The sequence below is a fragment of the Mesorhizobium sp. B2-3-6 genome, assembly GCF_006442305.1.
GTDB lineage: Bacteria > Pseudomonadota > Alphaproteobacteria > Rhizobiales > Rhizobiaceae > Mesorhizobium.
This window is the reverse complement of sequence record NZ_VFVW01000004.1, coordinates 596,328-618,917: the sequence shown is the minus strand read 5'-3', so window position 1 is coordinate 618,917 and position 22,590 is coordinate 596,328. Positions and strand designations below refer to the sequence as shown.

Below are 22,590 nucleotides of genomic sequence, written 5' to 3'. Positions count from 1 at the left end.
ACCGTCAAAGTTATAAAACTCCTGCCGATCGATGCCGTATCGATCGCGCCCTTTACCGGCCATTAACCCTAACAGGACGATAACGAACGCGCTCTCAGATGTTTGCTGCGACGCCGCAGCGGCCAGTCGAAGGTATGTGTCCTGTCATGAAAAGCACTGCTTCCCTCTTTCGCGCGCTGCTTGCCGTGTCGATGCTTGCCGGCTGCTCCAGCTACCGGCCGACGCCGGCCGCCTTCCACGAGGTGCTCGATCAACCCTATCGCCTGGGCGCCGGCGACCGCGTCCGCGTCACGGTGTTCGAGCAGGACGGGCTGACCAACACCTATAGTGTCGACCAGTCCGGATATCTCTCCTTCCCGCTGGTCGGTGCCGTGCCGGCCCGTGGCCACACCGCCCAGCAGATGGAAAAGGAAATCGCCGACAAATTGCGCCAAGGCTATCTGCGCGATCCTGACGTTTCCGTCGAGATCGACCGCTACAGGCCTATCTTCGTCATGGGCGAAGTGGGCGCCGCCGGCCAGTATTCCTATGTGCCCGGCCTCACCGTTCAGAAAGCCGTCGCCATTGCCGGCGGCTTCACGCCGCGCGCCAACCAGGAAAGCGTCGACATCACCCGAGATATCAACGGCAAGGTGATGACCGGCCGGGTTGTCACGTCAGACCCGCTGCTGCCCGGAGATACTGTCTATGTGCGTGAACGTCTGTTCTGACGAACACACGTGGCGGACAAACTCAGGATCGTCCATTGCTTTCGTTCACCTGTCGGCGGGATCTTTCGGCATGTGCGGGACCTCGCGGAAGCTCAGGTCGCCGCCGGCCATTCGGTCGGCATCGTGTGCGATTCGACCACAGGCGGGGAGTACGAGGAGCGCCTGTTCGAGCGGATGAAGGCCATGCTGGCGCTCGGCATCCATCGCACGCCGATGCAGCGCCATGTCGGACTGGGCGATCTCGCCTCGGCCTGGCGCACCTACGGAATCATCAAGGAATTGCGGCCGGACGTGCTGCACGGGCACGGCGCCAAGGGTGGCGCCTATGCCCGTCTGTTCGGCTCACTGTTGCGGGTATCAAGGTCTCGCGTAGCCCGCCTTTATTCGCCGCATGGCGGTTCTCTCCACTATGACGAGAGCACGTTCACGGGAAAGCTGTTCTTCGCGCTCGAGCGATCCATGGCTCACTTCACCGACTGTCTGCTGTTCGTCTCGGACTATGAGCGACGCACCTATCGCAGGAAGGTCGGCGAGGCGCCCATTCCGAACGCGCTAATCTACAATGGCCTGCGCGCGGCTGAGTTCGACCCCGTTCCGGAGAAGCCCGGAATGGTGGACCTGCTCTACATCGGCATGATGCGTGACCTCAAGGGACCCGACATCTTCATCGACGCGCTGGCCCTTGCGGGGACACGGCTCGGACGCCCGCTGGGCGCGGTCATGGTGGGCGACGGCGACAACCTGCCTCGGTACCGCGCGCAAGTGAGGCGGCTCGGGCTTGACGGCAATGTGCGTTTCCTGCCGCCGATGCCGGCCAGGGATGCCTTTGCGCTGGGCGCGCTGGTCGTCGTTCCTTCGCGCGCCGAAGCATTGCCGTATGTCGTGCTCGAGACGCTGGCGGCGGGAAAACCGATGATCGCCACGGCCGTTGGCGGCATACCGGAGATCTTCGGCGCCGATTCCCCTGCCCTGATCAGACCTGATCCGTTGCAGCTTGCCGACAAGATCGCCGAAGCGCTGGCCGATCCCGCCGCCTATCGAAAACTGATGCCCGATCGCGCCGATCTGGAGGCACGCTTCGGAGCCGATGTCATGGCTGCCGAGATCGAGAAAGCGTATTTCGCGGCGCTGGCCAAATAAACCACCGGCCCAAGCCCTTCCAAAGCCACGCGTTGTTTCAAGGGTTTCTTAGCTCTCTTTTGCTATTGCCTGGGGGAAGCTTGCGGAAATCCCATGAACGAGATCGATCCCGTGCACCGCTTTTCGGCAGAGGCTGTGCGCAAACTCGACACCCCGACCGATGGCGGCATGCCGGGCGGCATGAATGATGTCGCCCGTCAGGTCGCCTCGCAATACCGGCGCGATACGATGTCGCCGATCATGGTCAGCGGCGTCCTGCGGATGGTCGAGTTCGCAGTGCTGTTCCTTTCCGGCCTCGGCGTCTATTTCTACTTTGTCGGCTTCTTCAACTATTTCGCCTGGCAATATCCGCTGACGATCGCCGCCGCGTCGTTCCTTGCAGTGGTGCTGCTCGACGTCACCGATTGCTACCAGATCGTCTCGCTCATGCGGCCGATCGCCAATTTTGGACGTTTGCTGCTGGTCTGGGCCGGCACGTTCGCCCTCATGGCGCTGACGGCATTCGTGATGAAGATATCTGAAAACTATTCACGATTGCTGTTCGGCACCTGGTTCGCCGTCGGTTTCATTCTCATCTTCGGCCTGCGGCTGGTGATGTCGAAGCTGATCCGGCGCTGGGCGCGCGACGGCCACATGGAGCGGCGCGCCGTCATCGTCGGCGGCGGCAAGGCAGCGGAGGTCCTGATCCGCTCGGTCGAGAGGCAGCCCTACAACGACATCCGCATTTGCGGCATTTTCGACGATCGCAGCGACAAACGCTCGCCGCCTATCGTCGCCGGCTATCCCAAGCTCGGCACAATCTCGGAGCTGATCGAATTCGCCCGCATCGCCCGCATCGACATGCTGATCGTGTCGCTGCCGCTGACCGCCGAGTCGCGCGTGCTGCAATTGCTGAAGAAACTGTGGGTGCTGCCGGTCGACATCCGGCTGTCGGCGCATTCGAACGCGCTGCAGTTTCGTCCACGCGCCTATTCCTACATCGGCTCGGTGCCGATGCTCGACATCTTCGACAAGCCGATCAACGACTGGGATTCGGTGGCCAAGCGCGCCTTCGACATCGTTTTCAGCCTGATCGGCATCGTCGTGTTCTCACCGGTGATGCTGGCGACCGCTATCGCCATCAAGCTCGACAGCAAGGGACCGGTGCTGTTTCGCCAGAAGCGGCATGGTTTCAACAATGAGGTGATCGAAGTTTACAAATTCCGCTCGATGTATGCCGACCGGTCGGACCCGACCGCCAGACAGACGGTCACCAAGAACGACCCGCGCGTTACCCGCGTCGGCCGCTTCATCCGCAAGACCTCGATCGACGAGCTGCCGCAGTTCTTCAATTCGCTCTTGGGTTCGCTGTCGCTGGTCGGCCCGCGGCCGCACGCGATTGCCGCGCAGTCGCACAACCTGCTCTACAACGAAGTGGTCGACGGCTATTTCGCGCGCCACAAGGTCAAGCCCGGCGTCACCGGCTGGGCGCAGATCAATGGCTGGCGCGGCGAGATGGACACCAACGAGAAGATCCGCATGCGGACGGAATACGACCTCTATTATATCGAGAACTGGTCGATGCTGTTCGACCTGCGGATCCTGTTCCTGACGCCGATCCGGCTGCTCAACACGGAAAACGCCTATTGAGCGCGGTCACCCATGACCTGCCGCGCGCGGCGGTCAATGCCAAGCTGATCGCGCTGATTTCCTCGGGCGCGGTCGGGCTCGGCATCCTGCTTTCCGGCTTCGTTATCAGCGAGCCGGCTCCTTACGAAATCTACATGGCCGGCCTGATCGCCATCTGGGCGCTTTTCGGTTTGAGGATTTCGCGCGCGGCCGCGCCGCTGCTGGTGCTTCTGGTGACGATGAATATCGGCGGCATGATCGCCATGACGCAGATGTCGGACCTCGCCAACACGCCGCTCTACCTTGCAGTGTCGCTGTTTCTCGCCTTCAGCGCGGTCTTCTTCGCATCGGTCACCGCCACGCAGCCGAGCCTCTACCGGCTGATCTTCATTGCCTATGTCGTATCCGCGGTGATGACTTCGCTGCTCGGCATAGCAGGGTATTTCCATGCCTTCCCGGGCGCGGAGATGTTCACCAAATACGACCGCGCCGCAGGCGCCTTCCAGGACCCGAACGTGTTCGGGCCGTTCCTGGTGCTGCCCGGCATCTATCTGCTCTATCTGCTGCTGACCGGGCCGGTCTCGCGCATGCCGCTGCTGGCGGTGCCGCTGCTCATCATCACATCAGGCATCTTCTTCTCCTTCTCGCGCGGCGCCTGGGGCATGTTTGCCGTCTCTGCCGTTCTGCTTACCGGCTGCCTGTTCCTGCAGAGCAACAGCGGCATGTTCCGGCTGCGCGTGGTGGTGATGACCATCGCGGCACTGTCGCTGCTGACGATCGCCATGATCGTCATCCTGCAGCTGCCCGGCGTGGCGGAGATGTTCTCCAACCGTGCCCATCTCGAACAGAGCTACGACACCGCCCGCCTCGGCCGCTTCGCCCGCTATGCGATCGGCTTCCAGATGGCGATGGAGCACCCGTTCGGCATCGGGCCTCTGGTGTTCGGCACCATCTTCGGCGAGGACACCCACGACATCTGGCTGAAGATGCTGATGGACTATGGCTGGCTCGGCTTCGTATCGTTCCTGACGCTTGTCATCTGGACGATATGTGCCGGATTCCGCATCCTGCTGCGCGACCGGCCGTGGCAGCCCTATCTCCTGTGCGCCTATGTCGCTTTCATCGGCAATGTCGGGCTCGGCACCTTCATCGACATCGACCATTGGCGCCACGTCTATCTGCTGCTCGGATTGGTCTGGGGCGCGATCGCGCTGGAACACCGTCATCAGCGGCAAGTGCGGCCGGCGATGCCGAAAGCTTCACCTGACCGCGGAGCGCTATCGGCTCGATAGTCGCCGCCGCCGACAGGCAGCGCGCGCTGCCGCTGTCGCACGATCATGGCCGGCGAAATTCGACGCGATGACAGGCCCGATTGTCGTTTTGCGGCATCGCTGTCGGCCGCGGCGCGAGACAAGAACATCTGCGTCGTCTCGGCGAGATGGCTCTTGAGCCAATCCCCCATCGCCTCCTCTTCGCGCAGATTCTGTTCACACACACGCGCCACCTCGACCTCCCCTTCGGCGTTGGCCGCGGCGATGAGCATCGTGTAGGAGGCAATCTCCATATGCTCGAAAGTATAGCTGGCAAGCGAACCCTTCATCACCTCGTCGCCGGCGAACACGCCGCTGATCGACTGGGCCATGGCGGTGAGCTTGCCGCCTGCGTCTTTCATCGCGGAGGATCCCTCTCCGATCCGGTCAAGACAGCTTTTGAGGCGCGAGGCCTGCTGCCGCGTCTCGTCGAGATGCTGACGGATGCGGTCGCCGAGTTCCGGATAGCTTTCGAGGCGTGACAGTTGCCCGGAGAGCATCGTCTCGGCCTGCTCCTCCATGGCGTGAGCGTCTCTCAGCCACTGTATCAACCAGTCGCGCGATTGTGTCATGAAGGTCTCCCTTGGGTTGCTCGCCCAAACCGCGAGTGGAGAGCATTGTTCCGCCCGGACTATGGCAGGTTCGGCCAGAGGCGCTGCCAACGCGCGGATTGGCCGCCGACGCGACGGTCACTTCTTGCTCTGGCCCGAGGCATCGGCCAATGCCGGGTTCACCAGCTTGCTGCGGACGTCCCGCGCCATTTGCAGATGCTCCAGTACGGCCGGCAGGATATCCGAGGCGAAATGCTGGACATCCGGATCCTGGCCGGAGCCGATCTCCCATTCAAGGAGTTGCACAGTCTTCTGATGCTCGACGATCTGGCCGCTGATGTAAGCCAGATCGAATTCGACGCCTGTAAGCTTTTCCAGCCTGGTACGCATCTCCTCGTGCTCGGCATCCAGCCCAGGCGGAAGCGGCATCTTGGCCGCTTCGGCGAGCGACTTCAGCCTGTCGTTCGCCCTCTGGTGGTCGTCAACCATCCTGCGGGCAAAGTCTTTCACCGCGGCATTTTCGGATTTTCCGGCAAGCTCGCCGAAGCGGACCTCGGCCAGACCGCCAGCAGCGGCAAGCTGCGCGAACAGCCGGTCCTGATAGTTGGTTTGGTGAGGCATTGGCTTGCCGGGAGATTCCTTCATCGTGTCCGGCGCCATGCCAGCCGGATTGCCGAACTGGGCGAAGGCGGTGGCGGCAGGCAGAAGCGCAAGCCCCACGACAGTTGCGAGTAGACGCATGCGAACCTCCTCGGGAAGCGTATCGCGCCGGATATCACGGCGCGCTTTCTCAGAGCACGAGCAGATAGGCGACCAGCGCGTCCTTTTCCGATTGGTCGAGTTTGGTGCCCAGCACCAGATTGAAGAACTCGACCGTGTCGGCGAGCGTCATCAGGCGGCCGTCATGCAAATAGGGCGGCGTGTCCTTGATGCCGCGCAGCGTGAACGTCTTGATCGGACCGTCGGGAAGCTCGACCATGTCGTTGACGGTCTGTCCTGGCTTGTAGAAACGATCGAGCTTCAGATCGTGCATGTTGTTGTCCATGAAGGACGTCTGGGGATTGTGGCATTGGGAGCAGCGGCCCTTGCCCATGAACACCGCTTCGCCTTTCAATTCCTCTTCTGACGCCAGTGCCGGATCGAGGCGGCCAAACGGATCGAGCTTAGGCGCCGGCGGGAAATCGATGATGTTTTGCATCTGTGCCATCATCGCCACCTGGTTCGGGCGGTCAGGCAGGTTGACGCCCTTGCGGGTGGCACTGACATGATCGCCATTGAAATACGCGGTGCGCTGCTCGAATTCGGTGAAATCCTCCACTGACCGCAATGAGCGCTTCGATCCATGTATCTGCTGGTTGAAGAGGCCGCGCAGACTGGTGGTGTCGAGACGGAAGCGCGCCGCCTGCGGCCTGATGTCGGGTGTCTGATGGAAGGCGGCGTTAGTGTTGAAATTGGAATGGCAATCAAGGCAGGCGACACCCATGCTCTGGCCAGCGACCTTGCGGTCCTCGGTCTGATTGAACTCTTCCTGCGGGAATGGCGTCAGCAGAAGCCGCAAACCCTCCATCTGTACTGGGGTGATGATGCCGTTCATGATCTCGTAGTAATTGCGGATGGTAAGCAGTTCGCCGCGCGAGACATCGCCGAGTTCAGGGTGGGTGGTCAGGAAAATCGGTGGCGGGAATTCGGGCGTCAGGTGATCGGGAAGATCGAAATCGACGTCGAAGCGGCGCAGATCACGGCCTTCCTGGCGGCCGATCTCGCGGATTTCCTTCTCGGGAAACACTTGGCCTCCGGCAGCCTGCTTGACATGAGGTAGCGGCAGGAAGCCAGCCGGCAGAAGACCCTGGTCACGAATATCGCCGGGGCTCATCGAGCTTAGCCTGTCCCAGGTCGAGCCACCCGCCAGCTTGACCCTGACGCCACCCTGGACCGGCTTCTTGCCGTCGGTCATCATCACGCCCGGTATCGGACGGTCAGCCAGATCATAACGTTGCTCCAAAAGCTTCTTCTGACGCTCCATCACGCCAGGCTTCTGCGCCTCGTCATCGGCTTTCACCGCGGAAAAGGGCTGGCTCGGCAATGGCCGATAGGTGATGTCAGGAGGCAGCGGATCCGAGAACGCACTGATGCTGGCCGCCGCGACGATGATCGCGCACGGAAGGCCGATATGGAGTTTGCCGGTCATTTCGTCCCTCCTAAGTTCCCCGGACGGTTGCCAAACCGGACCGGGGGCGGTTTGTTCCAAGGCGGGAGTTGGCGAAAGGGAATTTATTTCCGCCACCGGATTGAGCCATCGCCGGGCTCGTCATCTCTGAATGCAGGGCGACATCTTCCCCGCCTCGAACGGCGACGCCACGTTTGGAAAGCAATTCCCGGCCAAGAGGGCCCCGACAGGTGGAGGCATTTACTCTGAAGGAAGCCTTGCTCATGGCATGGTCCACGGAGCGACCCGCGAACGCCCGTGGGACTTCCGGTCAGGTTTGACGCGATTTATCGGCGATGGTTGGTTCTGCTTCCGGAGGCGGTTTTAGCGCTTGCGCGCCAAGCCTCGAATATATATGGCTTTGCGCGGTCCGGAGTGTAGCGCAGCCCGGTAGCGCACTTGACTGGGGGAAAAATGCTCTCAGCCGGCTTTCCCCAAACCTTTCAAGCGTTTGTCCGTCGTCTCTCTCGTTTCCGTGGGACTTTCCGTGGGACCTTTTGCGCCGGCGGCTTCTAGGGCGTTGAGGACATCTTCAACCATCGCATGCGCGTATTTCGTCGTGGTTTTGATGTCTTCGTGGCCGAGCAGCTGCTGCACCACCTTCAGATTGCTGTTGCGCAGCACGCGCGTCGCCGCGGTGTGGCGGGTATCGTGGAAGTGGAAGTTCTTGACGCCCGCCTTAGGCACCGCCCGGCGCATCGCGATCTTCAGGCCGGCCTCGGTGAGCGGGTATCGGTTGCCCTTGATGAGGCCGCGATTGCCCATCTTGACCGTCCGGGCGGCAACATAGGTGAATACCTTCTCGGCGTGGAAGTTCTGCTGGGCCCACAGAATCTCGAATGTCCGCTTCGTCATAGGGACGACCCGGCTCTTGTTGCCCTTACCGATCACGGTGAACTGGCGGCCGAAGAAATCGACCCGAGACCACTCCAGGCCGAGGATCTCCATCCGCCGGCAGCCGTTGATGAAGGCAAATTCGACGGCGACATCGTAGCCGCGGCCGAGTTCGGCCATGATTGCGGCCTCCTCGCCGGTGCTGGCTTCGCGAACTCGCTCCTTGGGCTCCGGCAACAGATGTTCGGACCAGTCGATCGTCGCCGTCCTGGCGCCCCAGAGGGCGCCGGCGCGCAGAATGATCTCGCGCAGCGGCTGCGTCACCGTCCGGTTCACCGTGGCGTTGCTGACCCGCCGTCGAACCTCCGGCTTCTTGTACTTGCGGCCAGGCAATCGTTGTGACGGCACGAACTCGCCGCGACGCTTCGCCACCATAGCGGCAACCTTGCTGTCGCCGATCTCCTGGAGGAGGATCGATTCGCCGAAGTGATCCTTCAGCCAGCCCATCGACCAGAGCGTGTTTGACGCGTTTTCGTGGTGCTGACCGACTTCCTGCCAATATCTTGCCGTGGCGTTGAGAAGGGTGAGGTCTGGCGCAAACAGGGCGGCCTCAGCCTTGATGACAGCGCGGGCCTCCTCGCGCTTGATCTTCTCTATCTGTTTGGCTTCCCGCTCCGTTTTGCGTTCAGTGCTTCCAGAAAATCGGCGACCGCCGAGCTGGAAGTCGTACGAGAACGCGCCATCCTTGGCGTCGGGCCTTCGATAGACGGACATTCTGCGACCTTCTTTCTCCGCGCCTTCCAGGCATTGAGGTCGTCGAGCTCGTACCGTGGAGTTTCGCGCTTCTTCCCCTGCCCGACGTTGATGTACGGGATCTCGCCTGCCTTGCGCATCGCGCGCAAGGTGTCTTCGCCGATGCCCAGTTCCGCGCATGCCTCCTCAGGCGTCAAGAGCGGCATGGCGGTGGTCCCCATGTTTCTGGAGGATATAGCATCAGTCGTAGCCCTCCAGCCAAAGCCGGTAGCTCTTGTCGATGTCGCGGAAGCTGGCGGCCTTACCTTCATCGTAGTCGAAATCGATCCGGCTCTCGACGCTGCACAGCGCCTTCAGGCATTTCGCGGCCTCATCAACCGACGCGATGGTCATTCCATATTTCTTCGCCAGGAACGTCCAGAACCCCTTTTCACCGCAGATGATCCCGGCCTGACGGGCAAGCGGGCCGCCCTTGCGGGGCGGCTCGACGGGCGCCGCCGTTGCCGTGTTGATTTTTTCCTCCGCTTCGGATGTGCTCTGCGCTCGGCCGTCGACCGTGTATTCGTACTCGCCAACGCGCAAACTGACCTCCGCCGGCCCGACAACATCGATGACGACTTCATCGCCCTCGATCCGGATGCGCCAAGCATCACAATCGCCGGCGGCGCCACCGAGCAGGTGCTCGATCGCTTCGCGGACCGGCCATGTGTAGCGGTGGACGAGCGTTGGCGTCATAGCCCGATCTCCTCGAGGAAGGTTTCCAGCCCGGCCGGCTTGTCCGGCTGCTCGATCGATTGACGTATCTCTGCCCAGCCTACGTTGAGGCGGTCGACCCATTCGTTGCAGATATCGCGCATGCGTTGCGCCTTGAGAGGGTCGGCAGTCCGCAGGATGCGGCGCTCCAATTTGTTGATCTCGCGCCAACAGCGGCGATGCTCAGCGCGGAATGCTGCCGGCAACGCGCGGAAACACTTGCCGCAGATGATCTCGTGGCTGTCCGGAAACTTGTCCTGGGCTGCCGTGCGCCGGCAGCGCGGGTTGATGCAGGGGATGCGATCAGACACGTCTACCCCCCCCCATGTCTGAGAGTTCTCGGGAAGGCCGAACAGGCTGTCGCCGGCCTCCTTCAGCGCGAACTCGCCAGTGGCGCGGATTCTCACCACGACTGCGTCGGGTACATCCTCGAACGGTTCATCAAACCACCACTGCCGGCGACCATCGACGATCTGCTGGTGTAGACGCTCGCCAGCGCGGAGGCGGGTGAGGACGGCTTCGATCATGGTGCCACCTGATCGATATTGCGGCATTCAACGCTGAAGGTGACGGCCACAACCCACGGGTTGGTGTCCCATCCGAAGCCGCGATCGTGATTTAAGCTGTCCCATAGCCCGCAATAACTTGTGATCGGGCTGGCGGCATGATGGTCGTTGGCGATATGAAACAGCCCATCAACGGACTGGACACCCTCGGCGACCGCGTCGGCTTCGCTGATGTCCTGCAAGCGCTGCACCCGAACATCGGTGACGGTCAGCGTCAGCCGCGAAGCCCAGCGCGGCATGTGCATGCCCTGGCGGAAGCGGCCGAGCTTGGTGATGGCTGGATACCCGCAGGTCTGATGGACACCGTCCGCCACGTATAAAATGGCTTCATCGCCGCCCATAGCCGCGGGCGAAACGTCGTCGTACGCCGCATGGGTTTTCCATGCCTCGCGGACATAAAGGCGGTCGCCGACGGCATACGGAATGCGGAAATAATGGTTCATCGTCAACAGACCGGCGCCGGTAGACAAATGGAAATCGTCGACACGACGGAGGTGCGGCAGAGTTGTCTCGGTAGCGACCCGCCGCGTCTGCGTCTTGGTGCCGGCGAGCAGCGCGCGGACCATCGGGGCGGAAAACAGGATGGGGAGATCAGCCACAGCCACCCTCCTCTGAGGCCGCCGCCGGCTTCAGCCAGCGTTCCCCATAGACGTGGACGACTTTCGTGCCGACCTGCTGCAAAACGACGCCATGCTTGCCCTCGCGCGTGACATAGCTGCCCTGCGCCGTGCCTTCGAAGCCGTCGTGTTCGATGCGGTGCACCGCTCCCAGTTCTGGCGCCGTGGGGGTGGAAAGGGCAAAGCGGTCCCAAGCTTCGCTATCGGTGTCGTCTCCGAACTTGCCCGCTGCTTCACCGGCGCTGAAGCCTGCGAAGAACGCCGTCCTGACCTCCCCTGGAGCGGGTGGCGGGGATAGGGATGCGATGACGAGGCGTGCGCGTGCGAGGCATTGGTCTAAATCGGCGGATCGGCTCGCCTTGTTCGGTGCGTAGTCGAACATGTCTGTTAGGCCGTATCCATTCAACGTGGCACCGGCCATGGTTGCCTGCCGGGCCTCGTCATCGCATCGCAAAATATCGGTGAGCGCTGCGAGTGCCGTGTCTCCCTTGGCGGCGGGTAGCGCGGCAAGCAGAGCTGTGATGCCGGCGACTGAGAACGTCGCTCGCTCCTTGCCGGCGTGCTTCTCGACGTGCGTGCGAATAGCCTGGATATGATCGTCGCTCATGCTGCGATACCCAGCGGAACTTGTGCAAGGATCTCGGCGCGCGTCGCCCAACGGAGATTGGTCTCAACGTTGTCGAGCGTGTCGCCGTTGCGGTGCAGGACGTCGGCGTTGTCGAACGGCGCGGGACCGTGGAACGCCTCGCAAACGAGGCGATGAACCTTGTGAGTCTTGCCACGGAAGCGGATCACGCGGCGCGGCCTACTGACATCGCGGGCTATGTTGCCAAGCCAAGCATGCCCGCCATAGGTGCGGACACCGCCGTAAGGCATCTCCCTCTGATAAGCCAAGACGCGGATGCGGCCGAAGCTGCTGACCTCAAGCCCGTCGACCGACGGCTTCCAAACCTCGGTCATCAGCGCCACTCCATAAAAAATGGGATGTCGTCGTCAAGGTCGCTATTTGATCGCCGACCGGCACCGCCACCGCCCTGCCCGCTAGCGTGGCCACTGCCCCCGCCGAACCCTCCCCCACCGAAGTCGCTCGATCGACCTCCGCCTCCGCCACCACCATTGGATCTGCTGTATCCGCTGCGATCATCACCGCGATCGCCGTCTCCACCATTCTTGGTATCGAGCATCTGCAGTTCGCCCCGGAACTTCTGCAGCACGATTTCCGTGGTGTAGCGGTCCGCTCCGGATTGGTCCTGCCACTTCCGGGTTTGCAGCTGGCCCTCGACGTAAACCTTGGCGCCCTTCTTCAGGTATTGCTCCGCGACCTTGGCGAGATTGTCGTTGAAAATTACAACGTTATGCCATTCCGTTTTCTCCTTGCGTTCACCGGAATTCTTGTCGCGCCAGGACTCCGAGGTCGCTATGCGGATGTTGACGACCGGATCGCCGCTGTTTAGGCGGCGGATCTCGGGGTCGGCGCCCAAATTGCCCACCAAAATGACTTTGTTGACGGAACCGGCCATCAGATATCTCCCATGATTGCAGATGAAAGTCGGTAGAAGCCGCGCTCTGGCTCCTCGATGAGGTCGTTGCTGCGGACGCGCGATAGATAGGTACCGAAAGTGCCGCCGCCGGGCGCCAGGCCAAGTCTGAATGCAAGGTCAGTGCGGCTGATCAAGTGTGGATAGTGATTGCGCAGCGCATCGAGCATCGGTCCGACGCCGGCGATCTTGCCCTTCCACATCGCGAGGCGTTCATCCGGGGTGCGCGGCATCGTCGGCACATCACCGCCGATCGCGTCGACGCCGGCTTGCGTCGCGAACCACAGATCACCGCGTTGCTCGATCGCCGCCTTGGTCCGGAGCCGGCTCTTGTAGGTCGACCAGGTACCGCCGGTCCGCTTGAAGCCAGCCAGGCTCGCCCATTGCGCCTCCGTGTAGCCGGCCGGATAGGCAGCGGCGAGCAGCGCCAGAGGCTTCCGTTCCGCGCCGAGGCCGATCGACGCTTCAATTTTCGGGACGATTGTGCACGGGCGCTTGAGTTGATTGTCGGGTGAAGTGGTTCCCTCCCGTGGATTCGAACCACGATTCACGGCGTCAAAGGCCGATGTCCTACCGTTAGACGAAGAGGGAAAAGCAGTCGAAGCAACATCGACGACCATATCGGGTATGCGAAGCGCTTCCAATGCGTTTCGAACTGCAGCGAGCGCAACGGCGGCGCCGACGCTCTTACCGTGGTCGATGCCTTCGTTCCTGCCTTGGGCCAAGCCGCGTTCAAAGGCCCGCTTTTCAGCCGCCTCGATCTCGGCCGGCGTCGTTCCGCTACTCAAATTCGAGGCGTCTTCAATGCGCGGCGCCGCCTTCAGGGCGGTGCGCAGCGCGTCGACGTCAACAGCGGTCAGCGCCGGCGCAACCACGCTTTCGCCGTCGCCAGGGGTCCGACTGGAATCGAAGGTGCGGATCGCGGGGAACTCGACACGCTCGAGCAGATCGTCCGCCGGCGACCACACCCACCCTTCACCGCGCTTCAGAGTCGGCAGGCTCGACATCACAGCGCGAGCCTGGCCGGCGTCGGCGTTTCCCTTCACCCACTCCTCGATCGCCTTGCGGTCCTGTGGACTGGTCAGCTTCATCGCGATCAGGGTGCCGATCTGCGAGAGCACGTTCTTGTGAATCACCGCCGGCCGCTGCGAGATCATCAGCGGGCGAAAGCCTTTGATGCGGCCGCGACGGACGATCTTGTCAAAGGCACCGAATAGCCGCTGTTCTCCGTCGGCGAGGCGCTGCGCGGCGACCTCGTCGGCTTCGTCGACGACGAGATGGAGCGCCGCCTTGTTGCGGGCGTAGAGGTGCTCCAGGAAAGGCGTGAGGAATCGGTTCTTCTCGCCGCCGGTCATCTCCGATGTATCGATGATGGCTTGGACGTCACGTTCTGCGAGTGCCAGAGCGAGAGCCTTACCGGCCTCGCCGGTCGGGTCGATCGGGATATCAGCGTGGTCGCCGCCGAAGATCAAGACGGGAAAGCCGCCCTCGGCGCCACCATCGGCCCCGGCGCGCAGCCCGTACCATGCGCCGGTTGGATCCAGGATGATGACGCGGCGGCCGAGCTCGAGCAGCCGTTCAACCGCGCCCTTCGCGGCAAAAGTTTTACCGGCGCCGGTTGTGCCGACGATGGCGGTGGGCTTGTCCAGGAAGGGCGCGATATCCATCGTGGTCCCTCAGCTCGAAACCAGTTCGAAGCGGGTGCCGGTCTTGTCGGTGACGACAGGACCCTTTCCCTTCTTGCCGGCTTCAATGATGGGAACACCGGTGATCTTCAGCACTTCACCTTTGGCGTTGAAGCCGTTGATCGTGATCGATGCGCTGGCCCGCTTTGCCGACCAGTTCATGACCTTCTTCGGTACTGCCATTTCCATGCTCCTCATGCTCACCGCCGGCGTCATGCCGGTCGGGATTCGCATCACAACGGTGATTTTCTCGGCCGCGCGGGTCAGGCCGGTGTAAAGCCAGCGCGCGCGGTCGGATTGGAAGTTGGGGCTTTCGTCGAACAGGCAGACGGTCTCCCATTGGGAACCCTGCGCCTTGTGCACTGTCAGCGCGTAGCCGTAGTCGAACTGCTGGGTTCCGTTGAGCTCGCGCCACGGGATCTCATTACCGGCGCCCTCGAAGAACTCCTTCCGCACTTTGATCTCCACGGGCTCTGTCGAATCGAAATCGAGCGAGGAGACATGCATGCGGATGCAGTGGTCATTGAGGTGACCCTTGCGGCGCTTCAGCAGTTCGATGACGCGCCAGAGACCGCCGTTGAAGATGCCCTTGTTGCGGTCATTCTTCAGACACACCAGCTGGTCGCCGGGCTCCGGCATCGTACTGGAGCGGCCGTGGAGCGCCCGCATCCTGGTATTGTAGCTCGCTCGTGTCTTGTTCAGGCCGACGAGGACCTGGCCGGCCTTCATGACGTGATCCTGCGTCAATGCGGAACGGCGGATCACCTCGCTGATGCCGTAGACGCCATAATCGAGCCGACCGCCCTCGCGGATCGTCGTCGCCATCCTGACGATAGGATTCTCCGCGGCTTGCCGGTGGATCTCGGTCAGCATGATGTCGGGGTCGGCGTTCGTGAAGAAGCCGCCGCCCTTTACCGGCGGTAGCTGGGCGGGATCCCCCAGCACCAGCACGGGGACACCGAACGAGAGGAGGTCCTTGCCGATCTCCTCGTCGACCATGGAACACTCGTCGACCACGAAGAGTGCGACGTCGGCGAGCTCGTCGACATCCTTGACGACGAACTTCTTGACGCCGGTCTCGTGGTTGAATTCGACATCGTAGATCGAGGCATGGATCGTCATGGCGTTGCGGCAACCGTTCTTGCGCATCACCATCGCGGCCTTGCCGGTATAGGCCATGTACATGACGGCACCCTTCAGGGCGTCGGCGAAATGGCGGGCCAGTGTCGTCTTGCCGGTGCCGGCGTACCCGAAGACGCGGAAAACTTGACGTCGCGCCAAGCCGCTCCCGTACCAAGCGGCGACTGCCTTCAGCGCGCCATCCTGTTGCGGCGACCAAATCGGGGCGTCAGCCACGGCTCGCCTCCGCCTTGCGCTTCAGCATGTATCCCATCCCGGCCTCGGACAGGATAGGTGCGCCGGCGGCGCGCAGCTGGCGGATATAGCGATAGATCGTCCGCTCGCTGACTTTCACGTGCGCCGCCAGCTTGTCAGCCGTCGTGACCTGGTAGTCGCCAAGCGCGGCGAGAACCTCGTCTTTCTTGGCTTCGCGGAGGCCGGGCATCGTCACCACCTCGGCCCGTCGTCGTCACGATCAATGAAGGGATCGTCATCCGAGGGAGCCGGCGGCGGCTCTTCCTCATCCGGCGGCGCCAGATACAGGGCAGGCTTCGCGTACGGCGCATTACGGACCAGGACGGTCCGCTCGTCCGTCAGGGTGTTGGAGAAGATCGAGGCGCCGCCATAGAAATGCGTCACCCAGCCTGTGGCGATCGGCTCCGGCGCCGGCTTCTCCTCGGTCGGAGTGCACTCCACCTGCGGGACATCGATGCGCAGCATCTTGGCGCCGAAGCGTTCCACCTCGATTCCTCGACCCCAGTGGGTGCGGTGACCGAAGATCTCCACCAGCATCCATTCGAACGGCTGCTCGTCTGCCTGCACAGTTTCAGCGACAGTTTCCATCAGAAGGCCTTCCCTATGTCTTTGCGCCACGCATCTGGGTCGACGACTTCGAACTGTGGCCGTGGCTGTTGCGGTTGGGGATCGGAGGTCCGCTTCACCCATTCCAGACGAGCGGTATGGACGACATCGACCCGCTTTGGGTCCTTCGGCATGTCCGATTTGTGCAGGATCCAATCGAGATACGAGGTCGGGATCTCGGAGAACCGCTTTCCCTGATGCTCACCGAAATCCATCTTCAGTAGCAGCACCGGTTTCGCCGAGATCTCGATCAGGGTTTCCGGCGGATAGAGCTTGAGGAGATCGAGCAAGATATGGGCGGTGACCCAGGTGTCAGGGCCGGCGCGATGCGACGGCTCCGTCCTCGGATCGTCGAGGCAGAGCCCCCGCTCGTACCGGATCGAACCGTTCTTATGACTCTGGAGCTCCGGCCAAGCGGTGCGCGCCGCTTTGAATGAGCAAATCCACGGCAGATCGTGACCGCGAATGAAGCGGCTGTCGAACTCGACGTTGTGAGCGCAGAGGGTATCGGCGCCGGCGACTACATCCTTCCGCGCCAGGTCAGGGTCCATACCCCCGCCCGCTACCGCGTCGGTGATGTGGTGCACCGCCATCGCGGGGAAGCTGATCGGCATACCCGGGTTGACGAGGCGGGAATGCGGCCCGGTCTCGATGGCCCAGCCGGTCGGGAAGAGGCGGACATCGGTCCAGCCCACTTCGACCATCTCGGCAGGATCTTCCATCGATGTTGTTTCGACGTCGACGACGCGGATGAGGGTGAGCGGCTCAGTCATCGGACTTGCTCCCGAAGGCCGATCCATCGCCGTGGGTTACTCTGACCTGGTCGATCTTGCGCTCCAAATCGACGATGAACTCCTCGCGGAGATCGTCGACATGCGTGTCGATCAAGCGCGCCAAGAGGCGGTGCAGACGCTCTCCCGGCTCGATCGTGATGTATGTGTCGAGATGCTCTGGATCGATGGGCAGGAGTTCGTCGGCCATCAGCCGATCGCCTTCTCGACGTAGGTGACGGCGTCACCAACGGTTAACCAGGTCTCGGCCTCGGCATCCGAGATCTCGATCCCGAATTCCTCCTCGCAATCCATCACGAGTTGGACGAGATCCAGGCTGTCGGCGTTGAGGCCGTCGATGAAACCGGCTTCCTTCGTCACCCGATCGGCGGCGACACCCAAGGTCTCGACGATGATCTTCTTCACGCGGTCTGCAATGGTCATTGCTTTTCCTCGGGGTTCAGGTCGCTACGGCGACGGCTTCAACGGGTTCAGGCGTAGGCTCCGGTGCCACCACCTGCGCGGCGAACCCAATTACTGCGGTCGCCAGCGCGCGCAGAGAATGGCTGTCGGTCACCGCGCCGGAGTGGCCCTCGATGACGGCCCGAGCGAGGTCGGTGGCGCCGGCGAAGCTAAGCGGCGTCACGATCGCGCGACCTCCGGCTTCAACGAGCATGACGTCGCCGACATTGAACGGCTGATCGATTGGGCCGGTATTGCTTGGCACCTTCATGGTGCCGGGCCGGGTCACGCTGACGACTTTGCGGCCGTTCGCGAACTTGGCGACAGCGGCGGCGTGAACCTCGACCGTCATGCCCGGATGTCCTTATGGACTTGGACGACGGTGTCCGCTGCATTGGGGACGGCACTCGGGACCAGCCTGCCGACCTTCTTCGACGCCGATTCCTGCACGGGCCGCTTGCCGCCCTCGATGATGGCACCGGCGGCATCAAAGGCGGTGATGGCAACACGAGTCTGGCGAAGCCGCTCGGTCATATCGGCGATGTCGCGTTCAAGCGCGACCTCATCCGCCCGAAATCGGTCCAGCATGTTGGTGACCGAATTCGCGCTTCTATCGAGAAGCGAGACGAGCAGCGTGTCCGGCTTCAGGTCGGCCTCGGTGAGCTCGACCTCGCGCATGGCTTTGCGGAGCTTGAACATGGCTCACTCCTCCTCCACCGAACCGGGCTCCGGCGCCTCGGCGTCCTCCTCGGCGGCGAAGCCGTCGAGCCAGGCCTGCCGCTCCGCCTCCCTGCCCTCAGTCTTGAAGTCGACCGGGATAGCCTTCTTCGACATGTTGCGGCGGTAAGCGGCGCGGCCCATGCGGGTCGCCTTCGCGATCGGGTCGCCGTCGTCCGGGTCTTGGGAGGGTTTCTGGCCGGACGACGGCTGGTTTCCGGTAGCAGTCGCCTTCGGCGTGGAGGCCTGCTTGCCGGACTGCTCGGAGCCGGCCGGAGAGGAACCGGCATCCGATTTTGTCGCCGCTTTGTCTGCGGCGGGCTTCTTGTCGGTGGCATCGCCGGCGAGCTGGTCGAGCTTGCCTTTGAGGCCGGCGGGCTGATCTCCGGTTTTCTTGACGGCCGGGAAGACCTCGTCGACGTCGGTCTCCTTGCTTTTCACACCCTGGTACATCGCATAGAGATCGGTGAGCTCATCGAGACCGATCTCCTCGATCCCGGCGACGCCGACTGCAGCAAACACGCGCTCCGGAGTGACGCCGATGCCGGCGAGCGCCTTCATGGCCTCCTCGCGGCGCTCCACGAGCGTGGTGACATCCCCCCTGATGACGTTCTCCGCATGCTCGAAGGCCTGCCGCCAGACCGCCTTGGGGACGCCCTTCAGGATAGCTTCGCGCATGCCGATCGAGGCCGCCGCGTTACCAGCCGTCATGATCATGTCCTGCGAATATAGGCCGCCGTCGCGCTTCGAGATATTCTTGCGGGTCCGCGCGGTGCGCTTCAGGCCGGTCTCGAGGTCGTGGAAGATACCTTCCGATTCGACGTACTTCTCGATCTTGTCGACGTGAACCACGCGGGAGGCGCAGTGGCAGTTCCCCCATTGAGACGCGATGATCTCGGCAAGGCGAATCGAAGGTCCGCGGATCGTCTTGCCGTCGCGCGGCACCGCATAGACGCATTCCTTGGCGGTCTGCTCGTCGAGCATGACGAGCTCGGTGATATTGCGCATCACTGCGGCGACGGACCGCGGGAACGCGCGGGCCGTGGTGACATCCTGGTTGAGTTCGGCCATCGCTAGCTGGACAGCGAGGCTTTGATTGCTGCCCGACATGCCTGGTGGCAGGGTGGTGAGTTCGCCGGTGGTGCGGTCGATTGTCTCGACGGCCTTGCCTGCTTGAGTGTTCATGGTGTCGGTCTCCTGTTGGCCGCCGGCGATCAGCCGCGGAATGAGGTCTTCTGATCCTGGAAGATTTCGACGCCGGGCAATGGCGCCGTGTTCTTGTTGGCGCGGACATAGGCCCGGACGAACTTGTCGATGTCGTCGATCGACATGTACGGCCGGAGCCTTTCGAGCGGGATCTTCGACGGCTCCGTGATGCGGTGCGTCCATTTCGCTGTTGCCGACACCGTGCCGGCTTCAGTGCGGGTCGGGCCCGATCCCGCGGTGATCGCCTCGTTGACGAGCACGGCCGCCTTGTGCTCCGCATCGACGGCTTCCTGCATCAGGACGTCACCCAGAACGCTATGGCTCGATGATGCGGCTTCCTCGAGCTTGCGCTTCGCTTCCTCTTGGGCGCGCTGCGCCTCCGCGGCGGCGGCGATCCTGGCCTCCTCGCGCTTCTTGGTGTCGTACTTGCCGACGATCGTCTCGAAAGCGCTCTGGATGGCCTCCGGCCGGACAATGACCGTATCGAAGAAACGATTTGTCTCGGTGACCTCATCGCGAAGTGGCTTTGTCGTCGCCAGCTTGGTTTCGGCGAGACGCTTCGCCAGTTTTCGGGCCTCGATGCCGAGCGCAATGAGGGGGTCGCGCTCGTTGTCGTTGGCGATGGCACCATCGGTCAGCGCGTTTTTTGCCGCGGTGGCGCGTTTCGCGAGATCCTCGACTTCGTCAAGCATCGGCTTGAAGCGATCGCGCAAGAGGTCGGCTGTCGTCGCCAGATTGTGCCCCGGCCCTACGATAGATGGTGCCTCAGAAACTTGCATTGGGGTCTCTCCTTGGTTTGACGCGCAGCACGCGCGATTGCGATCCCGACCGGAACGTCGTCCTCGCGGAGACCTCCCAGTTGGCGGTCAGGCCGATTTCGGCGTTGCCTAGCGAGTGGATGATGTGCGGCCGCAGTTGGTCGACCACCGCCTTCGCGCCGGCGGCTTCAACCCGGGCGCGGTTGTACTGATGGATCAGCATGTCGAGCTCGCGGTCAGCGCTGAGATCGCGCCGCTCCGGCATGCTGTCGCGGTAGACGTCCGTGACGACGTCGCCGTCGCGCTGCCAGTCCGGGGAAGGCTCCTCGCCGCTCGCCACCATCGCCCAGAACTCGTCGACCTTGGTGACGAGGCGATTCCAGAGACGGAGGTGGATCGGGATGTCGATGATGTGCAGCTGGAAGGTGCCGCGCCAGGTGATCACCACCAGTGCGACGCAGGCCCACGCGCAGCCGGTCAGCTGTGCTTCCGTGATCGCCTGGACGGCGATCCATGTTGGGGGGACGACCTCGTCGGTGTCCGGGTCAAGCCAGAACTGCTTGAAGGCGTCTTCCGAACAGGTCTTGATCTGGCAGTTCCCGGTACCGGCGCGGTCGGCGCGCACGATGAAGGCGTCCGGGGTGGCGCCGATGCGCCGGTCGGGATCACGAAAGTAGGCGCGGTCGTTCTCATAAGTGACCAGCCACACTGGGAACCGCTTCCGGATCATCGCGACGACGACCGGCTCCATCAGGTTGCCGCGCTCCATCGCCTCGGTTTCTTCATCGTCAGGCGAGAGACGGCCGGTCTTTTCGGCCCAGAGGGCATAGGGCGTCGTGTAGGGGTGTGCGCCGAGGACCGCGGCCACGACTGAGGCGGTAACGTCATACTGCCGGGCGGCAAGCCAAGCCTGGCGGTCGGCTGGTCGGATAATTTCGATGGTCATAGCTGCGCATCCAGCGCTGAGCGTCCGACGTCGGTGCGACGGCACCGGCCTTTCTGCCACTCGACCGCGCCCTTGTTGCGGACGCTGTCGGCAACGTGGATGTCCATCGTCTTTCTGACGTCGAGGTCGGGATCGTATTCGTTGGGGACGGAGGCGATGAACGCCAGTTCCTCAGCGGAAAAAACCGGTGGGGTATTCAGTCGATCAATCGCCTCGGCAAAGGTCGGTACATCCTCGCCATCCACGCGCCATGTGCTCGTGCTCGAGCGTGTTGCTCGCAGGTACTTATCGAAGCGCGACAGCCGGGGTTGTTCAACACAGCGATGCAAATAGGCGAAGAACACCTTGCCGCCATTGTAGTGCGCGGCCTCTTGCATGTGCCAGCCGCCGGCCTGTTCGAGGGTTATGCTCATGGCCGCGCCTCCGCATACCTGCCGTAGATGTCCATCTCGGCGATGCGCAGCTGGCAGCCATCAAAGCCGGAGTAGCCCTGCCATGCCGTCTGGTTGCGGCGGGCATCATCGAGGGCGCGTTCCCGGTATCTGACGCGATCGCGCTCGGTCTTGCCGTCATCGATCGGAACCGAGGTTACGTTCAGCCAGTCTTTTCCGCGCAGGACCTGGACGTAGAGCTTGGTCATTTCCTGGTCCTCCGGCGGATGTGGCAGCACCCGAGCCGGCGCCAGAACGCGACGTAATCGTCGGCATCGATCGGCCGCGCGAACTCGCGGCGGAACATCGGCGCCGGCGGCATACTGAGTGAGAAGATGGTGACCACGGTCATTCGGCGGCCTCTACAGGGCGGACCGGCTCGCGGTAGCCAAGCCGGACCTCGAAGGCCCGGACGAGCTCGGCGACCTGGGCATCCTTCCTGAGGCCGTTGCGCTTCGCCCAATTCAGGACATCAAACGCATCGTCGGCGAGCTCGAGGAGCTGCGCGCTAGTCAGACGGTCTGGGCGGTCCGCGCTCATGGCCACACCATGCAGAGCGCGATCGCGATGACCGAAGTCGCCGCGATGGCTACGAGCCAGACCACGCGTGGTGGTGGCGGCATCGGACCGATCGGGTCGTCGTTGAAGTCGGACAGATCGAGACCCAGGAAGTTGTCGTGGTGGAGGAATGGAACCGCGAGCTCGTCATCGAGCGCGTAATCGAGCGGTGGGGCGTCGACTGTGGCGCGACAGGCTCGGCGCTCCATTTCCTCGACGAACCGAGCGGACGATATCGCCCTGCAGTCCGCCATCGCACGAAGATCGCCTTCTGGGATTTCTGAGAGCGAGGCCATTAGTTCCGGCCCTCCGCGTCGTGGAGAACGGCGATCTGCGTCTTGATGGCGTCACGCCGGCGACGCGCCTCATCCATCTCGATCTGCCGACGTTGCCCGTTGTCGATCATGTCCGCGCAGACGAGGTCACGTTCGGCGCGGGCGAGTTCGATGCGGAGGTCGTCGAGGTTGGGGACGAGGGGCGGCGTTTCCATC

At 62.8% G+C, this 22,590-nt stretch carries 32 protein-coding genes, 1 tRNA gene and 1 pseudogene; 5 read left to right on the top strand and 29 right to left on the bottom strand.

The genetic code is table 11. From position 1 onward, the window contains the following. The first annotated feature begins 146 nt into the window (after nucleotides 1–146). The 4 genes from FJ953_RS15705 (at nucleotide 147) to FJ953_RS15690 (ending at nucleotide 4,750) form a co-directional block, all read left to right on the top strand. Nucleotides 147–710, top strand: coding sequence for a polysaccharide biosynthesis/export family protein (locus FJ953_RS15705; protein WP_140493982.1), 564 nt, complete (start codon nucleotides 147–149; stop codon nucleotides 708–710). Nucleotides 711–719: 9 nt separating this feature from the next. After that, nucleotides 720–1,850 carry a glycosyltransferase family 4 protein gene (locus FJ953_RS15700; RefSeq protein ID WP_140515721.1) on the top strand — a complete coding sequence of 377 codons (1,131 nt, stop codon included), beginning with the start codon at nucleotides 720–722 and terminating at the stop codon, nucleotides 1,848–1,850. Between the two features lie 93 nt (nucleotides 1,851–1,943). Continuing rightward, the gene (locus FJ953_RS15695) at nucleotides 1,944–3,479 is read left to right on the top strand and encodes an undecaprenyl-phosphate glucose phosphotransferase (RefSeq protein ID WP_140493986.1); all 1,536 of its coding nucleotides are present in this window, start codon (nucleotides 1,944–1,946) and stop codon (nucleotides 3,477–3,479) included. Then, nucleotides 3,476–4,750 (top strand): O-antigen ligase family protein, encoded by a 1,275-nt coding sequence (locus tag FJ953_RS15690; protein ID WP_140624729.1) that lies wholly within the window; start codon nucleotides 3,476–3,478, stop codon nucleotides 4,748–4,750. The genes FJ953_RS15695 and FJ953_RS15690 overlap by 4 nt, the downstream gene beginning before the upstream one ends. A gap of 113 nt (nucleotides 4,751–4,863) precedes the next feature. On the opposite strand, the pseudogene FJ953_RS15685 reads toward FJ953_RS15690, so the two are convergent. From FJ953_RS15685 to FJ953_RS15625, 12 genes and pseudogenes are all read right to left on the bottom strand, one after another. Continuing rightward, nucleotides 4,864–5,340, bottom strand: a pseudogene (locus tag FJ953_RS15685) (DUF892 family protein); the annotation flags it as partial. A 117-nt stretch (nucleotides 5,341–5,457) separates the two neighbouring features. Continuing rightward, the gene (locus tag FJ953_RS15680; protein WP_140624727.1) at nucleotides 5,458–6,060 is read right to left on the bottom strand and encodes a DUF4142 domain-containing protein; all 603 of its coding nucleotides are present in this window, start codon (nucleotides 6,058–6,060) and stop codon (nucleotides 5,458–5,460) included. Between the two features lie 49 nt (nucleotides 6,061–6,109). After that, nucleotides 6,110–7,507 (bottom strand): cytochrome B6, encoded by a 1,398-nt coding sequence (locus FJ953_RS15675; protein ID WP_140624726.1) that lies wholly within the window; start codon nucleotides 7,505–7,507, stop codon nucleotides 6,110–6,112. A gap of 438 nt (nucleotides 7,508–7,945) precedes the next feature. Then, the gene (locus FJ953_RS15670) at nucleotides 7,946–9,133 is read right to left on the bottom strand and encodes a site-specific integrase (RefSeq protein WP_140624725.1); all 1,188 of its coding nucleotides are present in this window, start codon (nucleotides 9,131–9,133) and stop codon (nucleotides 7,946–7,948) included. A 219-nt stretch (nucleotides 9,134–9,352) separates the two neighbouring features. Further along, entirely contained in the window at nucleotides 9,353–9,847 is a 495-nt protein-coding gene (locus tag FJ953_RS15660; RefSeq protein WP_140624723.1) for a hypothetical protein, read from the bottom strand. Next, on the bottom strand, nucleotides 9,844–10,392 hold the full coding sequence (locus FJ953_RS30865; protein WP_246674815.1) for a hypothetical protein: 549 nt from the start codon (nucleotides 10,390–10,392) through the stop codon (nucleotides 9,844–9,846). Before FJ953_RS30865 ends, FJ953_RS15660 begins: the two co-directional genes overlap by 4 nt. Continuing rightward, nucleotides 10,389–11,030 (bottom strand): hypothetical protein, encoded by a 642-nt coding sequence (locus FJ953_RS15650; protein ID WP_210239646.1) that lies wholly within the window; start codon nucleotides 11,028–11,030, stop codon nucleotides 10,389–10,391. Before FJ953_RS15650 ends, FJ953_RS30865 begins: the two co-directional genes overlap by 4 nt. Further along, a complete protein-coding gene (locus tag FJ953_RS15645; RefSeq protein WP_140583481.1) occupies nucleotides 11,023–11,655 on the bottom strand; it encodes a hypothetical protein in 633 nt (210 codons plus the stop codon). Before FJ953_RS15645 ends, FJ953_RS15650 begins: the two co-directional genes overlap by 8 nt. Further along, nucleotides 11,652–12,008, bottom strand: a complete 357-nt coding sequence (locus FJ953_RS15640) for an HNH endonuclease signature motif containing protein (protein WP_140583484.1) — start codon at nucleotides 12,006–12,008, stop codon at nucleotides 11,652–11,654. Before FJ953_RS15640 ends, FJ953_RS15645 begins: the two co-directional genes overlap by 4 nt. Beyond that, complete coding sequence (ssb, locus tag FJ953_RS15635) at nucleotides 12,008–12,568, bottom strand: single-stranded DNA-binding protein (RefSeq protein WP_140624722.1); 561 nt, start codon at nucleotides 12,566–12,568, stop codon at nucleotides 12,008–12,010. The genes FJ953_RS15640 and ssb overlap by 1 nt, the downstream gene beginning before the upstream one ends. Then, nucleotides 12,568–13,137 (bottom strand): hypothetical protein, encoded by a 570-nt coding sequence (locus FJ953_RS30505; protein ID WP_140583532.1) that lies wholly within the window; start codon nucleotides 13,135–13,137, stop codon nucleotides 12,568–12,570. The genes ssb and FJ953_RS30505 overlap by 1 nt, the downstream gene beginning before the upstream one ends. Then, nucleotides 13,104–13,177 (bottom strand) — tRNA-Gln (locus FJ953_RS15625). The genes FJ953_RS30505 and FJ953_RS15625 overlap by 34 nt, the downstream gene beginning before the upstream one ends. A gap of 101 nt (nucleotides 13,178–13,278) precedes the next feature. Between FJ953_RS15625 and FJ953_RS15620 the strand changes: the two genes are divergently transcribed. After that, nucleotides 13,279–13,803: a hypothetical protein gene (locus FJ953_RS15620; protein ID WP_140583534.1), complete on the top strand. Its 525-nt coding sequence runs from the start codon at nucleotides 13,279–13,281 to the stop codon at nucleotides 13,801–13,803. A gap of 459 nt (nucleotides 13,804–14,262) precedes the next feature. On the opposite strand, the gene FJ953_RS15610 is transcribed toward FJ953_RS15620, so the two are convergent. From FJ953_RS15610 to FJ953_RS15535, 17 genes are read right to left on the bottom strand one after another with little or no spacing between them, the layout of a single operon-like run. Next, nucleotides 14,263–15,627 carry an AAA family ATPase gene (locus FJ953_RS15610; protein ID WP_140624720.1) on the bottom strand — a complete coding sequence of 455 codons (1,365 nt, stop codon included), beginning with the start codon at nucleotides 15,625–15,627 and terminating at the stop codon, nucleotides 14,263–14,265. Beyond that, complete coding sequence (locus tag FJ953_RS15605; RefSeq protein WP_140583539.1) at nucleotides 15,620–15,835, bottom strand: helix-turn-helix domain-containing protein; 216 nt, start codon at nucleotides 15,833–15,835, stop codon at nucleotides 15,620–15,622. Before FJ953_RS15605 ends, FJ953_RS15610 begins: the two co-directional genes overlap by 8 nt. Nucleotides 15,836–15,837: 2 nt before the next feature. Beyond that, nucleotides 15,838–16,233 (bottom strand): hypothetical protein, encoded by a 396-nt coding sequence (locus FJ953_RS15600; protein ID WP_181175028.1) that lies wholly within the window; start codon nucleotides 16,231–16,233, stop codon nucleotides 15,838–15,840. After that, the gene (locus tag FJ953_RS15595) at nucleotides 16,233–17,024 is read right to left on the bottom strand and encodes an exodeoxyribonuclease X (RefSeq protein ID WP_140583542.1); all 792 of its coding nucleotides are present in this window, start codon (nucleotides 17,022–17,024) and stop codon (nucleotides 16,233–16,235) included. Before FJ953_RS15595 ends, FJ953_RS15600 begins: the two co-directional genes overlap by 1 nt. Then, nucleotides 17,017–17,232 (bottom strand): hypothetical protein, encoded by a 216-nt coding sequence (locus FJ953_RS15590; RefSeq protein ID WP_140583544.1) that lies wholly within the window; start codon nucleotides 17,230–17,232, stop codon nucleotides 17,017–17,019. The genes FJ953_RS15595 and FJ953_RS15590 overlap by 8 nt, the downstream gene beginning before the upstream one ends. Next, nucleotides 17,232–17,465 carry an acyl carrier protein gene (locus FJ953_RS15585; RefSeq protein ID WP_140583547.1) on the bottom strand — a complete coding sequence of 78 codons (234 nt, stop codon included), beginning with the start codon at nucleotides 17,463–17,465 and terminating at the stop codon, nucleotides 17,232–17,234. Before FJ953_RS15585 ends, FJ953_RS15590 begins: the two co-directional genes overlap by 1 nt. Nucleotides 17,466–17,481: 16 nt before the next feature. Continuing rightward, complete coding sequence (locus FJ953_RS15580; RefSeq protein ID WP_140583550.1) at nucleotides 17,482–17,835, bottom strand: hypothetical protein; 354 nt, start codon at nucleotides 17,833–17,835, stop codon at nucleotides 17,482–17,484. Continuing rightward, nucleotides 17,832–18,182: a hypothetical protein gene (locus FJ953_RS15575; protein ID WP_140624719.1), complete on the bottom strand. Its 351-nt coding sequence runs from the start codon at nucleotides 18,180–18,182 to the stop codon at nucleotides 17,832–17,834. The genes FJ953_RS15580 and FJ953_RS15575 overlap by 4 nt, the downstream gene beginning before the upstream one ends. 3 nt (nucleotides 18,183–18,185) lie before the next feature. After that, complete coding sequence (locus FJ953_RS15570) at nucleotides 18,186–19,385, bottom strand: hypothetical protein (protein WP_140624718.1); 1,200 nt, start codon at nucleotides 19,383–19,385, stop codon at nucleotides 18,186–18,188. Between the two features lie 29 nt (nucleotides 19,386–19,414). After that, on the bottom strand, nucleotides 19,415–20,185 hold the full coding sequence (locus FJ953_RS15565) for a hypothetical protein (protein WP_140624717.1): 771 nt from the start codon (nucleotides 20,183–20,185) through the stop codon (nucleotides 19,415–19,417). Beyond that, the gene (locus FJ953_RS15560; protein WP_140624716.1) at nucleotides 20,172–21,110 is read right to left on the bottom strand and encodes a YqaJ viral recombinase family protein; all 939 of its coding nucleotides are present in this window, start codon (nucleotides 21,108–21,110) and stop codon (nucleotides 20,172–20,174) included. The genes FJ953_RS15565 and FJ953_RS15560 overlap by 14 nt, the downstream gene beginning before the upstream one ends. Next, nucleotides 21,107–21,523, bottom strand: a complete 417-nt coding sequence (locus FJ953_RS15555) for a hypothetical protein (RefSeq protein ID WP_140583564.1) — start codon at nucleotides 21,521–21,523, stop codon at nucleotides 21,107–21,109. The genes FJ953_RS15560 and FJ953_RS15555 overlap by 4 nt, the downstream gene beginning before the upstream one ends. Next, nucleotides 21,520–21,750, bottom strand: coding sequence for a hypothetical protein (locus tag FJ953_RS15550; protein WP_140624715.1), 231 nt, complete (start codon nucleotides 21,748–21,750; stop codon nucleotides 21,520–21,522). The genes FJ953_RS15555 and FJ953_RS15550 overlap by 4 nt, the downstream gene beginning before the upstream one ends. Next, nucleotides 21,747–21,893 carry a hypothetical protein gene (locus FJ953_RS30500; protein ID WP_181175027.1) on the bottom strand — a complete coding sequence of 49 codons (147 nt, stop codon included), beginning with the start codon at nucleotides 21,891–21,893 and terminating at the stop codon, nucleotides 21,747–21,749. Before FJ953_RS30500 ends, FJ953_RS15550 begins: the two co-directional genes overlap by 4 nt. Next, nucleotides 21,890–22,081 carry a hypothetical protein gene (locus FJ953_RS15545; protein ID WP_140624714.1) on the bottom strand — a complete coding sequence of 64 codons (192 nt, stop codon included), beginning with the start codon at nucleotides 22,079–22,081 and terminating at the stop codon, nucleotides 21,890–21,892. The genes FJ953_RS30500 and FJ953_RS15545 overlap by 4 nt, the downstream gene beginning before the upstream one ends. Then, nucleotides 22,078–22,395 (bottom strand): hypothetical protein, encoded by a 318-nt coding sequence (locus tag FJ953_RS15540; RefSeq protein WP_140624713.1) that lies wholly within the window; start codon nucleotides 22,393–22,395, stop codon nucleotides 22,078–22,080. The genes FJ953_RS15545 and FJ953_RS15540 overlap by 4 nt, the downstream gene beginning before the upstream one ends. Beyond that, nucleotides 22,395–22,589 (bottom strand): hypothetical protein, encoded by a 195-nt coding sequence (locus FJ953_RS15535; RefSeq protein WP_140624712.1) that lies wholly within the window; start codon nucleotides 22,587–22,589, stop codon nucleotides 22,395–22,397. Before FJ953_RS15535 ends, FJ953_RS15540 begins: the two co-directional genes overlap by 1 nt. Between the last annotated feature and the right edge of the window lies 1 nt (nucleotide 22,590).